Origin of the sequence: Ekhidna sp. (genome assembly GCF_040223195.1) — a bacterium.
Classification (GTDB): Bacteria; Bacteroidota; Bacteroidia; order Cytophagales; family Cyclobacteriaceae; genus Ekhidna.
The window spans coordinates 13096-27413 of sequence record NZ_JAVKDX010000015.1; the positions used below are offsets into that span (position 1 = coordinate 13096).

Annotated in this window: 14 protein-coding genes and 1 pseudogene; 9 read left to right on the forward strand and 6 right to left on the reverse strand. The window is 44.6% G+C overall.

The annotated features are described in order from the left end of the window. Window positions 1–8: 8 nt before the first annotated feature. Complete coding sequence (locus RLN88_RS07345) at window positions 9–479, forward strand: hypothetical protein (RefSeq protein WP_350220742.1); 471 nt, start codon at window positions 9–11, stop codon at window positions 477–479. Here RLN88_RS07345 and RLN88_RS07350 read toward each other — a convergent pair whose 3' ends face one another. Beyond that, window positions 480–1667, reverse strand: coding sequence for a PQQ-dependent sugar dehydrogenase (locus RLN88_RS07350; protein WP_350220743.1), 1188 nt, complete (start codon window positions 1665–1667; stop codon window positions 480–482). It abuts the gene before it with no gap. A 77-nt stretch (window positions 1668–1744) separates the two neighbouring features. Here RLN88_RS07350 and abc-f point away from each other — a divergent pair, with 77 nt between their 5' ends. From abc-f to RLN88_RS07370, 4 genes are all read left to right on the forward strand, one after another. Beyond that, complete coding sequence (gene abc-f, locus RLN88_RS07355) at window positions 1745–3619, forward strand: ribosomal protection-like ABC-F family protein (RefSeq protein WP_350220744.1); 1875 nt, start codon at window positions 1745–1747, stop codon at window positions 3617–3619. Window positions 3620–3647: 28 nt separating this feature from the next. Continuing rightward, a complete protein-coding gene (locus tag RLN88_RS07360; protein ID WP_350220745.1) occupies window positions 3648–4106 on the forward strand; it encodes a hypothetical protein in 459 nt (152 codons plus the stop codon). 149 nt (window positions 4107–4255) lie between these two features. Further along, window positions 4256–5071, forward strand: a complete 816-nt coding sequence (locus RLN88_RS07365; protein ID WP_350220746.1) for a M48 family metallopeptidase — start codon at window positions 4256–4258, stop codon at window positions 5069–5071. 31 nt (window positions 5072–5102) lie between these two features. Next, window positions 5103–6074: a YitT family protein gene (locus tag RLN88_RS07370; protein WP_350220747.1), complete on the forward strand. Its 972-nt coding sequence runs from the start codon at window positions 5103–5105 to the stop codon at window positions 6072–6074. Between the two features lie 95 nt (window positions 6075–6169). On the opposite strand, the gene RLN88_RS07375 is transcribed toward RLN88_RS07370, so the two are convergent. Continuing rightward, window positions 6170–7288: an amidohydrolase family protein gene (locus RLN88_RS07375; protein ID WP_350220748.1), complete on the reverse strand. Its 1119-nt coding sequence runs from the start codon at window positions 7286–7288 to the stop codon at window positions 6170–6172. A 104-nt stretch (window positions 7289–7392) separates the two neighbouring features. Between RLN88_RS07375 and RLN88_RS07380 the strand changes: the two genes are divergently transcribed. Next, a complete protein-coding gene (locus RLN88_RS07380) occupies window positions 7393–7875 on the forward strand; it encodes a deoxycytidylate deaminase (protein ID WP_350220749.1) in 483 nt (160 codons plus the stop codon). Between the two features lie 314 nt (window positions 7876–8189). Here RLN88_RS07380 and RLN88_RS07385 read toward each other — a convergent pair whose 3' ends face one another. Continuing rightward, window positions 8190–8795, reverse strand: a complete 606-nt coding sequence (locus RLN88_RS07385) for a DinB family protein (protein WP_350220750.1) — start codon at window positions 8793–8795, stop codon at window positions 8190–8192. Between the two features lie 241 nt (window positions 8796–9036). Here RLN88_RS07385 and RLN88_RS07390 point away from each other — a divergent pair, with 241 nt between their 5' ends. After that, window positions 9037–10434 carry a fibrobacter succinogenes major paralogous domain-containing protein gene (locus RLN88_RS07390; RefSeq protein ID WP_350220751.1) on the forward strand — a complete coding sequence of 466 codons (1398 nt, stop codon included), beginning with the start codon at window positions 9037–9039 and terminating at the stop codon, window positions 10432–10434. A gap of 43 nt (window positions 10435–10477) precedes the next feature. Here RLN88_RS07390 and yidD read toward each other — a convergent pair. Further along, window positions 10478–10558, reverse strand: a pseudogene (yidD, locus tag RLN88_RS07395) (membrane protein insertion efficiency factor YidD); the annotation flags it as partial. Window positions 10559–10617: 59 nt separating this feature from the next. Beyond that, a complete protein-coding gene (locus RLN88_RS07400) occupies window positions 10618–11595 on the reverse strand; it encodes an IS110 family RNA-guided transposase (RefSeq protein WP_350220752.1) in 978 nt (325 codons plus the stop codon). A 684-nt stretch (window positions 11596–12279) separates the two neighbouring features. Here RLN88_RS07400 and RLN88_RS07405 point away from each other — a divergent pair. Continuing rightward, window positions 12280–12798 carry a DinB family protein gene (locus RLN88_RS07405; RefSeq protein WP_350220753.1) on the forward strand — a complete coding sequence of 173 codons (519 nt, stop codon included), beginning with the start codon at window positions 12280–12282 and terminating at the stop codon, window positions 12796–12798. A gap of 69 nt (window positions 12799–12867) precedes the next feature. Further along, the gene (msrB, locus tag RLN88_RS07410; RefSeq protein WP_350220754.1) at window positions 12868–13356 is read left to right on the forward strand and encodes a peptide-methionine (R)-S-oxide reductase MsrB; all 489 of its coding nucleotides are present in this window, start codon (window positions 12868–12870) and stop codon (window positions 13354–13356) included. Here the strand turns inward: msrB and RLN88_RS07415 are convergent. Further along, on the reverse strand, window positions 13319–14308 hold the full coding sequence (locus tag RLN88_RS07415) for a YheT family hydrolase (RefSeq protein WP_350220755.1): 990 nt from the start codon (window positions 14306–14308) through the stop codon (window positions 13319–13321). The two genes, msrB and RLN88_RS07415, sit on opposite strands and share 38 nt — an antisense overlap. Window positions 14309–14318: the final 10 nt, after the last annotated feature.

Here is a 14318-nt window from a genome sequence, read left to right on the forward strand (position 1 = left end):
AAACCGATATGAAAAGAATTTTTACCACCGCCTTGCTGCTGTCTTTAGCTTTTAGCTTCACTCACTGTGGAAGTGATGATGGAGATGATGGAGGAAACGGCGATAGCAATATAGATGCGGATGCACTGGCCCTACTCACTGGAAGCTGGTCTGCAGATTTTGCCACGGCTTCCGGTTGCAGCAATGCCAGCGATAATGGAGTGAAAGATTGCGGAGAATTACTGACCTGTCTGGCTATTCAGGTTACTGAGTCTGGTTTAATTGGTATCATTGACTTTACATCCGAAAATGGAGGGATTTTTACTTTCAGGATCAAATCACTTACCTCATCTCAAGTGGTTTATTGTGATCAAACGGACGATACAGAATGCTATACAGTTAATTACTCAGTCTCCGGAAATACCCTAAATGCAACGTACACTAACGATGACTTTCCGGGGTGCACCTTGCAAGCATCCTTTACTAAAGACGAAGAATAGCTATTTAGAATAACTAATTCTAAAGACTGTTCCGGCCAAGTCATCGGAAACCAACATTGACCCATCGGGTGCAAAAATCAAATCGACAGGACGCGCCCAGGCAGTGTTGGTTTCTTTGTTTAGAAAACCTGTAGCGAAATCCTCGTAAGCCACTCCCTCTCCATTCTGCTCAGTGACCATCGTGATTTTGTGCCCCGTATGGCCAACACCACTGTCACGGTTCCATGATCCATGCTCCGCAATAAATATCTTGTGTGTATACACTGAAGGAAAAGACTCACTGGTACAAAACTTAACTCCCAGGGGTGCTACATGGGGCCCCAGATTCTGTGCAGGTTTCACAAAATCACTGCACGGATATTTATTTCCAAATTCAGGGTCTTTCAAATAGCCACCATGACAATACGGATAGCCGAAGTGCTGACCAGCTTTCTCCACCCGGTTCAACTCACAAGGCGGTTCATCATTACCCAGCCAATCCCTTCCATTGTCGGTAAACCACATCTCTCCTGTCTCCGGATGCCAGGTAAATCCTACCGTATTTCTCACTCCATGCACATACACTTCCCTACCTGATCCATCCGGGTTCATCCGTGTGATGCTCGCATACATTTTATTCTTGCTTTCACAAATATTGCATGGGGCACCCACGGGCACATACAATTTGCCATCCGGCCCAAAGGCTATATATTTCCATCCGTGATGGCCATCCTTAGGATAATCATCGTAAATCAGCACGGGCTCTGGCGGGTTATCCAGATTTACCTCGATATTATCAAACCTCCAAAGCTTGGATATCTCAGCAACATAAAGCGATCCGTCTCTGAAGGCTATTCCGTTTGGGGAACGGAGATCGCTCGCAATCACATACTTTTCGTCGGCTTTCCAGTCACCATCCGTATCGCGGATAGCATATACTTTGCCTCCTCCTCTATTACTGATAAATAGCGTACCTCCCGGAGTTAGTACCAGCGATCTGGCATTATTCACCCTGGCAAACACATCAATTTTAAAGCCCTCTGGAAGCACAATATCATCCAGATTCAAGCCTTCCGTGTTTGTCAATTCTGAAGGATCTGTTACAGTATCAAAACCCGAGCTATCATTTGGGGAGGAAGAAGAACAGGAAACCACGATAAGAAAAAGCAGAAGGGTGAAGAAACGATCCATGAAGCTGTCTGTTTTCAATGAGAACTTAAGTTACTAATTAACTATTCCAACCAAAAAACTATTGAACCTGTTCACACCGTTTTACTTTTGCGCGCATGATTGATATCACGAATCTTTCTTACTATCTCGGCGACCGGGCTTTGTACGATGAGGCATCACTGTTTATTGGCCCTAAGGATAAAATTGGCCTGATCGGATTAAATGGCACAGGAAAATCCACCCTACTGAAGATGATGGTGGGGGATGTGCAGCCATCCGGGGGAAAGATCTCGATGAGCAAAGAAACCACCATTGGTTTCCTCAATCAGGATTTGCTTTCGTTTCAAACGCAAGATTCCATACTCTCGGTGGCCATGCAGGCCTTTGCTTCTACCCTTGCCATCCAAAGGGAGATTGACAAGGTGATCAAAGAAATGGAGGAAAACTATCGGGATGAGCTGGTGGATAAGCTGGCCAAACTACAGGAACGGTTTGAAGCTGCAGAAGGCTATACCCTTCAATCCAGGGCGGAAGAAATCCTGGAAGGTATCGGATTTAAAACTGCCGATCTTTCCCGTCCGTTGAGTGAATTTTCTGGGGGCTGGCGCATGCGGGTGATGCTTGCTAAGCTACTGCTGGAGAAGCCTAGCCTGCTCATGCTGGATGAACCTACCAACCACCTCGATTTGCCTTCAATCCAATGGATAGAAAACTATCTGCAGTCCTACGAAGGAGCCTACATCATCGTGTCACACGACAGAGAGTTTCTCAATCGCACCGTCAATAAAATTGTGGAGGTGACACAGGCCAATCTTAACGTCTACTCCGGCAACTACGACTTCTATGAGGAGGAAAAAGCCTTGCGCAATGAGCTTCAGCAAAATGCCTTTGAAAATCAGCAGAAAAAAATAAAAGAAGCTGAGCGATTCATCGAACGATTCAAAGCAAAGGCCACCAAGGCAAGCCAGGCACAATCTAAGATGAAGATGCTGGAAAAGATGGATCGTGTGGAGGAGGTGATTGATGAAAACATGAAGGTGAACTTTCGGTTCAATTTCAAAACGAAATCCGGAAGGCATGTGAAAAGACTGGAGCATATTTCCAAAGCCTATGGAGATTTGAGAATACTCAACAATGCAACTATTGGGATCGAGCGGGGAGACAAAATTGCGTTGATTGGTGCCAATGGAAAAGGTAAGTCTACGCTTCTCCGGATTGTTGCTGGTACGGAACCGCACGAGGGTAAAATGCAGACCGGCCATAATGTGATCAACTCCTTTTATGCCCAGCACCAGTTGGAATCACTTGATGTTCAAAATGACTTATTGGAAGAACTCAAGCAAGCTGGAACCGGGAAAACCGAGCAGGAGTTGCGCGGGGTTTTGGGTTGTTTTCTTTTTTCTGATGATGAGGTGTTCAAGAAAATCAAAGTACTCTCGGGTGGAGAAAAATCCAGGGTAGCCTTGGCTAAAACACTAATTTCAGAAGCAAATTTTCTGCTGCTCGATGAGCCTACCAACCACCTGGACATGATGTCGGTGAGTATTTTGGTACAGGCGCTGCAGCAGTATGAAGGCACCCTGCTTTTAGTATCTCACGATAGGCATTTTATCACTCAGGTAGCCAACAAAATATGGTGGATTGAGGATCAGGAGATCAAAGAATACCCTGGTACTTATAAGGAATTTGAATGGTGGTGGAACAAGAACAATAAAGGGCAGGAAACCTCCGCAAAGGAGGTGAAACCCACCAAAAAGAAAGAGAATACCAAGCAGCGAACCAACGCTGAGGAGCAACAGGCTGCCAAAGCATTGAAAAATGTGGAGAAGGAAATTGAGTCAATTGAAAGTCAAATCAAGCTCCTGGAAACTCAACTGGCTGACCCGGCTATTTATGACAATCCGGAAGAGTACGAAAAGGTGAACATCAAGTATAACCAAAAGAAAGCCGATCTGGATGCGCTCATGGAAAAATGGGAGGAAATGGCTTAACTTTATTTCAAATTCATCCCTGCTTCCTATGCCAGATCATAAAGCTCAACTTCAAACCATCAAGATCATTCATCTGGGACTAATGGCAGGGCCAGCCTTTTTGGGACTGGTGGCAGCCTTTCTGGTCTTGGATGGTTCTGACACAAGAGAACCTATTGAAGTTCTTGATTACCTCTCACCAGGCTATTTCCTTTTCGCCGTGGGCATCTATCCCATTCTATTCAAGTCAGCCATTAAACCTGCAAAAGTGGAGGGTATAGATTTGGGCAAAAAAATTGCTACTTATCAAACAGGCCATATTATTCGTTTGGCCCTGCTTGAAGGAGCTGCCTTGTTCGCAGGGGTGGTGGTGGTTGTGAATGGTCAGCTGCTGCATTTGATCACCCTTGGGTTAGTGCTGGCAATTATGTTTTCCAAACTACCCTCGCCCTATCTTCTGGAAAGTGAACTTGGGCTTTCTCCCGAAGAGAAAGAGAAGCTAGCCTGAATCACCTTTTCTTGTAACAGAAAAAGCCAGCCCTGATACTATTATAATCTTTGGCACACCATTCGTTAATAGCTTATCAATAAAAATATCACATTCAATTTCACGCTATTAATTGGATGGTTTAACTTCAATAAAAATTCAAAATTATCATGCGAAAATTTGCTTCCCTCACATTCATCCTGATCGCCATTTTTCTCATTCAATGCTCCAGCGTGCCCATGAGTGATCGATCCCAGCTATCCCTCATAAGCAATGACAAAATCTTTCCGATGAGTTTTGAGCAATACGAGCAGGTGAAACGGGAAAGCAAGATCGTGACCGGTACGGATGAGGCCAGAATGGTGAAGCGTGTGGGGACACGGATTCAACGGGCGGTAGAGCAGTATTTCAATGATCAGGGTCAGGGAAATTACCTGGCTGATTACCAATGGGAATTCAACCTGATCAAAAATGACAGCACTGTCAATGCCTGGTGTATGCCCGGCGGCAAGGTAGCTTTCTACACCGGCATCATGCCAATATGCAAGGACGAACTCGGTGTGGCCGTAGTAATGGGTCACGAAATCGCCCATGCCATTGCCAATCATGGTCGGGAGCGGATCAGCCAAGGCTATGCGGCCCAGTTTGGATTGTCTGCTGTGAGTATCATCCTCACAGGAGGAAGCGGTGGACCATCCATACCTGCCGAGCTCATAATGCAAGGTGCAGGCGCTGCAACTTCACTGGGTATTTTGGCCTTCTCCAGAAAGCATGAATCCGAGGCAGACAAACTTGGACTGTATTTCATGGCCATGGCCGGATACAATCCACAAGAAGCACCTAAATTTTGGGAGCGAATGTCGGCTAACAGCGGTGGTGAGGCACCTCCGGAGTTCGTCTCCACACACCCTTCGCATGACACCCGTATAGCTGACCTCAAAGCCAATATGCCCAAAGCGATGGAATATTATAAAGCAAGCAATTGATAATTGACAATTAATAATTATCAATTAGAGAGTGAAGTCAACGCCGGTATATCGCTTACTCAAATCCATACAAAATCTCATTGGTGGCAGGGCCAGGCGCATTAGTGATTATACGATTGCCCGCTATTCCATCGCTGTAAAGGATAATGCAAGCAGATGGTTCAAAGAATTGATTTTTCTCTCGCTGGGCATCCTTTCTGCGGGATTTGGGCTGCATGGATTTCTCCTTCCCAATGACTTCATCGATGGCGGGGTAACGGGCATTTCACTTTTGACTCGGGTGCTGACGGACTACCCCCTACCTATTTTGATCGTGGTGATCAACATCCCTTTCATTGTTTTGGGATACTTCCAGATCGGTAAGTCTTTCGTGATCAAAAGCATCATCGCAATTCTGGGATTGGCACTGGCATTGAATTACATCCACTATCCAATAATCACTTCTGATAAACTATTGGTTTCAGTATTTGGTGGTTTCTTTCTCGGCGCTGGAATTGGCCTTTCTGTGCGAGGTGGTGGTGTACTGGATGGCACGGAAGTACTGGCCATTTACCTTGGGAGAAAAACCGGACTGACCATCGGTGATTTAATCCTGGTTTTCAACATCATCATTTTCTCCTCGGCAGCTTATCTCCTGTCTATGGAGATTGCGCTCTATTCCATCCTTACCTATCTCTCTGCCTCCAAAACGGTTGATTTCGTGATTGAAGGTGTGGAAGAATATATAGGGGTTATTATTATTTCAAAACGCAGTGAACCATTGAGGTTGATGATCACTGAGAAGATGGGACGAGGTGTCACCATCTACCAGGGTAAAAGTGGATTCGGGAAAAGGGAAGATTTGGCTGAAACAGAGATATTATATTCGGTGATTACAAGACTAGAAATAGGCCGCATGCAAAATGAAGTAAAATCCATCGACCCTCAGGCATTCATTGTGATGAATAGTGTGAAAGACCTCAAAGGTGGAATGATCAAGAAGCGACAATTTAAAGAGCATTAAAATACCCTGAGGTCATGCTGTGACTGGCCGTCCGCACTAGTTTCAGCATCTGCTTTCTGACCCTGAAACAAGTTCAGGGTGACTTGCTGCTTTGATCACTCAAACTGCCCCTCATCCAAACCCGGAATGATTTTGCAGGCATTCTTGTAATAGACCTTCTTCAGCACTTCATCAGACAAGCCCAGCCCGTACATCCTCCAAAAGGCATGATATTTCTTGTAGTATGGGAAGTACTCATCTTCGGTTTCGAGCACCCGGAAATACGTCCAAAACTCCTCCGGATTGTACGCATCCTTCCCAAAGACTAACCTGTCCTGGTATTTTTCGAAGAACTCCTTCGCCCGCCTTGGCTGACGGCCGAATTCTGCAATCACCGCCCCGATTCCAAAATACACGTTTGGATATTGATCCAAATGTGCTCCGGCTTTATCCAGATCATTGGCCATCCAGCCCATGTGTGCATTTACAAATGTGGTGTTTGGATGCTTCTTAAAAACGCTGTGCTGCTCAGCGATGAGTTGCTCAAAAGGCGCAGGATCATCATCCCCCCTTTTTCTTCCCGGCCGCAGTTTCAGTTCCAACCACCGCTCATTATCTCCATCCATCGGATCCCAAAATGATTTTGGATCAGCAGCATGAATAAGCACCGGGATTCCCAGCTCACCGCATTTCGCCCAGACCGGGTCGATGCGTGGGTCATCGATGGCCACCCGATTGCCATCCGTGTCTTCATAGCTTAATCCCAGGCTCTTATAAATTTTCAATCCTCGTGCACCAGCCTTCACATCTTCTTCCAGCTCCTTCACGGCATTTTCTGTCCAGCCTTTTTCGCCAATATTTTTGAATGAAACATTCGTGAAGACGATGATCCGGTTTGGCGCCTCCCCCTCTACCCTTCGCACCATCCCGGCCAGGTACTCCTGTGTGCCTATATCTCCGGCTTCCCGGTCAAACCCACGCCCGCTCAGGTTGACCATCGCTCCCATATTCAACTCATCCATCTCTTTAGTGAGGGTAGCTATGCGATCTATCGTGAGGTTCCACTGGTGGCTGTGCATATCCACAAAGGGAAATTTCGCTCGCTTGATGGGATTTTCCGGCACCACAAGCGTGGAGGTAGGATTGTACTCCTCAAAGCTCATGGTGGGCTCGGGCTCCTGAGCGAAAAGTGAAACGGCCATAAAAAGGGAAAGTAAGGTCAGTGCGCTGCGCATGTTGTTGGGTTTTATTAAGGGCAATTATAAAAATCTACTGTCGCATCGAACGAGGGTTTTATTTATTTGGTTCGATTTCCATTGGGGCTGGTTATTTTCGCAGTATGGACCGACCGGAGTTTGACGATATTTTTATGGAGCTGGCTGTGAACCTGGCCAAGCGTTCGCATTGTATCAAACGACATGTGGGTGCCGTGCTCACCAAAGACACCCGCATCATATCCATTGGCTACAATGGCCCACCATCCGGCACACACAACTGCGACCTGGAATGGCCGGAGGAAGGCTGCCCCCGGGACTCCAAAGGAAGCTGTTCACTGGCGCTGCACGCCGAGCAAAACGCCATCCTCTATGCCGTGAAAAACAAAACGGACGTGGAAGGCGCCACCCTCTACGTGACCCTCTCCCCCTGCATCGCCTGTGCCAGGATCATCTACACGATGAAAATCAGCAAGGTGATCTACCTGAAATCTTACGCTGAATTCAAGGGCATCCCCTCCGATGAAGGGTTGGACTTCCTGCAAAAATTTGGTGTGGAAGTGGAGAAGTATGAGGGCACCCTGGACAATGTGACGGAACTGGTGTAGGTTAAACTTATTTTCCTATTTGAGGGGTAGCACACATCTTCCTTGAACCTGTCCTTTTTGAAGGTGCCGGAATAAATCAGGCAAAATCGTCTAGCTAAGAACCTATCCCGGTCTTGTGCCAGTCACTATCAAACGCTTTGCCTCCTAATGAGGAGGTTGTGGTAAGGTGGAGACTTTATAGCTTGGTATTGTTTTTTGCCCTTGCAAACGAGGATCAATTGTTTTCTGATTGTAAATCTTGAAGAAGTAGATGGAATGACTTATACCAAAAAACCGTCCCCCGCAAGGGACGGCATTAAAGAATAATTTTCAGTTTACGATTTAGGGAAGTCTGCGTTGGCTATCACCTCTTTGATTTGATCGGTGTGGCGCTTGCTATGCCCGGAGATGAAAAGCATCACCTGGTAGGCATCCGCCTTGCCGAACGGAAAATCAAAGTAGCGGTTTCGCAAATCGTCCTCCGTACTCTTTACAAACTTCATGTTGACCGCACGCTGCGCCTTGAATGCCTCGAGCGATCCATCAAAACCACCGAATTTATTTGCCGGCTCCATCTCAGGCCTGGTTTTCACCTTTCGCTCACGGCTTTCGATGATATTTAGCAAGTCCTCATCAGCCATAGATACTTCAGCCCTTTTGGATGGGTCAGGCTCGGCCTGAAGGGTGCCCTTCACAATCTCGAAAAGACCTGCCTCTGTCACCGCAATATGCTCCACACATTCCGCAATGGACCATGTGTCTGCGTCCGGTTTAAAATTTAATTGCTCGTCGCTCAGCCCTTTTACCGTCTTTAGCAGTTCGGCCTGAGTGTCTTTAAGATGATCGATAGCCTTGCTACGCTCTTCCTTAGTGAGTGATGTCTGTGCAAATGCCGCAACTCCGAGCAGCACCATGCACCATAGCGTGAATAGTTTTTTCATAAGTATAAAGTTAACTTTTCTTATCTACGAAATCAGTGCATCAAAATGGACTTTAACAATAAGTTAAAGTTTTCACAATTAAGGTAATTGTCCTTTCTACTTTGCTACCACAAAAAGTTAGGAAAGAACAATTTTTGTATTACATATCATGTGATTAATCTTATTGCGAAGAACTACCCTGAAGAATTTTATGACTAATGAAATTCTTTAATCATCTTAGCGGAATACAACTATTTCTAAAATGCATTTCATTCTAAGAACCACCATCACGCTTTTAGCCCTTTGTTTTTTGTTTTTTGCCTGCTCAAGTGATAATTCACCTTCTGAAGAAGTTGGAAAAATTAGTTTTAGTTTATCAGTAGAATCTGGCAATTCAGGCAGGATTAATGAAAGTTCATTAGCAAATGCTGTTTCAATCTTAATAACCATTGAAACATCTGAAGGTGAACCAACTGAATACGATCGGGAAACCATTGATCTTTATGAAGTAAATGGTCAGTTCATCAGTGAGAAGATTTCATTAACAAGTGGATCATACGACTTAATTGAGTTTTTTCTTATTGATTCTGAAAATAATGTAACTCACATAGCTCCGATGGAAGGTTCTAGTCAGGCTCAAAATGTGAGTGATCCTTTACCAATTCAATTTCAAGTCAACAGCAATGAAGTGACAGAGTTGCTGGTTGAAGTTATCGCTACTGATGGATTAGATGCTGAAGATTTTGGATTGGTAGGGTTTAACCTTACTGAGGTGCCTGTTTTTAGTTTCTTGATCAATATCTCGGAGAAGGGCGACCTAGAATCGTTTTTAGATGGAAAATTGTCTATTTCAGCAATCAATTATCAATTTGAATCAGATCTAATTGCCATTGCGGGCAACCCCATTATAATTAAAGATGGGTTAGAAAGTTATGAGCTGGAAATAACAAGTGAGGGCTACCATTCATTTAACAATACATTCACTCAGGATAGTCTTAAAAATCACAATTTTACTCCGTTAACAATAGAAATTGAACGAATAAGTATCCCAGGTGAAGATTTGACTGATAGTAGAGACGGAAAAACATATAAAACAATTCACTTGGGAACCCAGCAATGGATGGCAGAAAATCTACAAGCAACACTTTATAATGATGGAAGTCCTATTGATTATCCAGGAACAAATATTAGTGAATGGGAAGAAAACACAGCAGGAGCATATGCTTGGTATGATTACACAGAAACAGAATACGGCCCTCTTTACAACTGGTATGCTGCAAATACGGGCAAGCTTTGTCCGGTAGGATGGCACATACCGAGCGATGAGGAGTGGAATACCTTGGCGGCTTACCTGGGTGGAGGAAGTATCGCCGGTGCGAAAATGAAAGAAAAGGGCACAGATCATTGGGATTCTCCAAATAGTGATGCAACCAATGAATCAGGATTCTCTGCTTTACCTGCAGGCTGGGCATACTTTGCAAATGGGCACTTTTCCTATTTAGGAGAGCGTGCGATTTTCTGGAGTTCTGAGGAAGGATTCGATTCTAACCATGGGATTAGTAGACACATCAGATCCGAAGATCCCGAATTAATAAGATATATGAGCTCCAATTCATCAAACAAACGAAATGGATTTTCGTGTAGATGTATTAAGGATTGATTAATAAACGCCGTAAGCATCTTAAATTTATTTCCATTATAAGTCACTCCACCGGGTCATAGCCACTCCCACCCCACGGATGACACCTGCTTATTCGCTTCATCCCCATCCATACTCCTTTCAACCCCCATTCTAGCGCATTCTATGATAATAGCAAGGAATCTTAATTGTATTTTATTGTGATCAGTAGTTTGCATGTTGAACGAATGGCGTACCTCGTTCTACAGTAGCAAATACTCTTGATATCAACTTGTTTCTTACAGCATTGATTACAGCCATTTTGTTTTTTCCTTCACTGACTTTCCTATCAAAATAAGCTTTTAGCTCTCTGTAATGTCTGACTGCATTTATGGCTCCCATACTCAGAAGTGATTTGGCTTTTTTGTTGGCTAAATGACTTATTCGGGTCCGCCCTTTTATGCTAGATCCGGAGGAGTATTCGAAAGGTGCGACACCTGAATAGCAAGCATATTGCCTTGCGTTTTTGAAACTGGTGAATGACCTAGTCGTCATGATTAGATAGATTGCTATTTGAGGCCCTATTCCTGGAACAGACTGACATAACTCAAATGCTTCATTCAATCCACTATCTGATTGGATCAGTTCGATCATCTTACTGTCTAACTTTCTGATCTGATCCTTTAAGACTGAAATCGCTTTATCTGCTGACTTGTTTATTTCGACCATCAATCGAGTGTCAATAAATTCATTGCATTCTTTAGCGGGCATGGCAATGCTGTTCTTAGCCTTTACCAACCGTTCACGCTGACCATACATGAGCTTCAGTTTCAGAAGGAGCTTTTCCGGGATGGTAGTTATGGTCAAGTACTCCTGGAAGAGAAGCCCGTATCTGGCTATGGCTTTAGCATCAGCTTTGTCATTCTTCCCTCGCTGTATACCAAGAGATTTCTTTATCTGGGCAGCTGGAATGAGTGTGTATACTATTTTCCTGGATGCCAAGAATTCACAAATTGGGAATGCGTAAACTCCAGTGTGCTCAATACATACCAGGGTGTGTTCGTTGACCAATTGACTTAATTTTTCAAAGTCGGACTTCTCATTCCTGATCCTTAGGGACTCTGAACCAGAAGATGTGCTTATACATAAATCCAGCGTTCTCTTGGAAACGTCAATACCAATTACAGTTTCATACTTTTTCATAACTTTAAATGATTTCATTAATGCCTTTAATAGGCCTCAAAGCCTAATATTCTATTTAATGCAAATCAAAAAGACAGTAGAGGACTTATGCGCCAGATAAGTCGTCAGCTTAGCGCGCGTGATAGTTCACCTCTACTGTTTTTGTTTACCTAGAAAGTATAACTATTTCTATTGAAGCTAATCTAAAGGCAAGCATCCGCTTGTGCTAAAACCAAATGATCGAGATTCCGGCTTAGCACCTCCATCTCAATCACCCTCAAGGGGGAAATTTAAAACCAGGTTCCCCCCTAGGCGGTCCGTCGTTTCGGGGTTAGGGGGAGTCCTCCAGCCGGAGAAAGTAAAGATTTCTCACTTCGTTCGAAATGACAGGAGGGGCCGGGTCGGTGAGGTTCCAAACGATAAAGATTTCGGCACAGACCTTAACAAACACCACCCCCACCAACCCGCTTTAAGGTATATTTGAAAGGTAGATAATGCGGATGGTTCTCTTGAAGGAGACTGAGACTTGTGTTTCTGGAAATGAAATTGGACGTGAGAACACAGATCCCATACCCATGTTGATCTTGGGAGATGTCGTTTTTGATTCAAAAGAATCTTACATTGCCTCGATCCATATCCCAGGAAACGAAGAAGGATAGGTTTGTAAAGACACAAACCATAGCATAAGATCATTATCTTTATCCAATGCAATTCGATCTATCAAAATCTATCCAAGTTCTGGAAAGAACTCCTGCGGTACTAAAGGCATTGCTGGAAGGCCTGCCCAAAGACTGGACTGCTCCAAATGAAGGCCCGGATACCTGGAGTCCGTACGATGTGGTAGGCCACCTGATCCATGGAGAAGTCACAGACTGGATTCCTCGTGCGGAAATCATCCTATCTCAATCCGGCACTCATTTCACACCTTTTGATCGGTTTGCTCAGTTTGAAAATAGTAAAGGAAAAAATCTACAGCAGTTGCTGGATGAGTTTGCGGTGCTTCGTTCACAGAATATCGCCAAGCTTCAATCATTCAATTTGACGGAGGAAGACCTGAAACTCGAAGGCACCCACCCTGCCCTTGGGTCGGTGACCTTGAAAAACTTATTGGCCACCTGGACGGTTCACGACTTGAACCATATTGTACAAATTTCCAGAGTGATGGCTAAGCAATACAAGGAAGAAGTTGGCGTATGGACGGAGTATTTGGCGGTGCTTCATTAAATAGTCACCCTTAAGACGTTTGTATACTTACATGAAACTACCTGTAGCGAGAATAACGTATATCGAAATATGAAAAATCTAATCGTTATCTCTATTGTCACCTTGTCCTTTGCAGCATGCGCCCAGCAGAAAAGCAGCAAAGAAGAATCCAAAGAGCTTCCATTTGAAAAAATTGAAAAACCGGAATCTGAGTGGAAGAGTCAACTAACCGAAATGGAATATTACGTACTTAGAGAGAAAGGAACCGAACGAGCTTTTACCAGCGAGCTGCTAAATGTCAAAGATGAAGGCACCTTCGTTTGTGCTGCCTGCTCGCTCCCACTGTTTTCTTCAGAGACCAAATTCAAGTCTGGTACAGGCTGGCCTTCCTTCTACGAGCCCATCAATGAGGTGAATGTGGCTGAAGAAGATGATCGCTCTTATGGCATGGTACGGACGGAAGTATTGTGCGCCCGCTGCGATGGTCACCTGGGTCATGTCTTCCCGGATGGTCCTGCTCCCACCGGATTGAGGTACTGTATCAATGGGGTTTCGTTGAAGTTTGAGAAGAAGGAATGACCTCTTTGATGAATGAATCCGCAGCATATTCCATATAGCTCCACTGATCTTTCGGAAGAGTGAAACCGACATGACCACCTATTTTAGGCATTTCCAGAAAGATGTTTTTGCTTGAATCTGCGAGCTTAGTTGGATAGCACTTTTCACCCAGCATCGGGTCGTTGAGGGCATTGACAATAAGCAAGGGAACTTTGATGTTGGGCAAGAACTGATCGCTGGTAATGCGGGCATAGAAGTCGTTAGCATCCTCATACTCAGGGTGAACCTTCAAGGTGAAGTTCTCATCCAATTCCTTGAAATTCTTCACCTTTCGGATCACCTCAATGTCAACTGGCAGGTCAATTAATTCTGATTTCGTGAGGATTTTGTCTCTTAGCTTTACAATGAACTTGTTTTCATAAATCCGATTGATACCAACTTTTAGCAGCTCGGCACTCTCCTGCACATTGCATGGGACTGAAAATGATACAGCGCCTTTTATTCGCAGATCAGGGTCTCTTTCCCCGAGGTATTTCTGCTGCATCCCTCCACCCATGGAGTAACCGATAAGTACAACCTCATCATAAGCTTCCTGAAGTCCCCGCTCAATTACCGCGGCAATATCCTCCGTAGCTCCGTGATGATAGAATCGGGGCAAGCGATTCATCTCGCCACTGCAGCTTCGATTGTTCCATGCCAGGATATCCCAGCCCCTCTGAGAAAAGTACCAGGCAGGTCGCTTGATGTAATGCCGGTCTGCACTTCCTTCCAATCCGTGACTTAACACAATCAATCGCTTATTATCACCCCGCACCCAGTCCAAATCAAGGAAATCCCCATCTTCCAATTCCAGCCGCTCCCGCTGATAGTTTACGCCATCCACTTTAAAGAAGAGTGATGGAATAATGGTCTCGAAGTGACCATTCAAAAAATACCATGGCCTTCTATGATATTTTGATTTTACAATTGGCATGTACGGCTCA

What these genes read in the sequence shown, in the direction of transcription:
- RLN88_RS07385 (WP_350220750.1), bottom strand. Translation starts at nt 8,795, where the DNA reads ATGAAAAAACTATTCACGCTATGGTGCATGGTGCTGCTCGGAGTTGCG.
- RLN88_RS07390 (WP_350220751.1), top strand. Translation starts at nt 9,037, where the DNA reads ATGCATTTCATTCTAAGAACCACCATCACGCTTTTAGCCCTTTGTTTT.
- RLN88_RS07345 (WP_350220742.1), top strand. Translation starts at nt 9, where the DNA reads ATGAAAAGAATTTTTACCACCGCCTTGCTGCTGTCTTTAGCTTTTAGC.
- msrB (WP_350220754.1), top strand. Translation starts at nt 12,868, where the DNA reads ATGAAAAATCTAATCGTTATCTCTATTGTCACCTTGTCCTTTGCAGCA.
- RLN88_RS07360 (WP_350220745.1), top strand. Translation starts at nt 3,648, where the DNA reads ATGCCAGATCATAAAGCTCAACTTCAAACCATCAAGATCATTCATCTG.
- RLN88_RS07365 (WP_350220746.1), top strand. Translation starts at nt 4,256, where the DNA reads ATGCGAAAATTTGCTTCCCTCACATTCATCCTGATCGCCATTTTTCTC.
- RLN88_RS07415 (WP_350220755.1), bottom strand. Translation starts at nt 14,308, where the DNA reads ATGCCAATTGTAAAATCAAAATATCATAGAAGGCCATGGTATTTTTTG.
- abc-f (WP_350220744.1), top strand. Translation starts at nt 1,745, where the DNA reads ATGATTGATATCACGAATCTTTCTTACTATCTCGGCGACCGGGCTTTG.
- RLN88_RS07405 (WP_350220753.1), top strand. Translation starts at nt 12,280, where the DNA reads ATGCAATTCGATCTATCAAAATCTATCCAAGTTCTGGAAAGAACTCCT.
- RLN88_RS07375 (WP_350220748.1), bottom strand. Translation starts at nt 7,288, where the DNA reads ATGCGCAGCGCACTGACCTTACTTTCCCTTTTTATGGCCGTTTCACTT.
- RLN88_RS07400 (WP_350220752.1), bottom strand. Translation starts at nt 11,595, where the DNA reads ATGAAAAAGTATGAAACTGTAATTGGTATTGACGTTTCCAAGAGAACG.
- RLN88_RS07380 (WP_350220749.1), top strand. Translation starts at nt 7,393, where the DNA reads ATGGACCGACCGGAGTTTGACGATATTTTTATGGAGCTGGCTGTGAAC.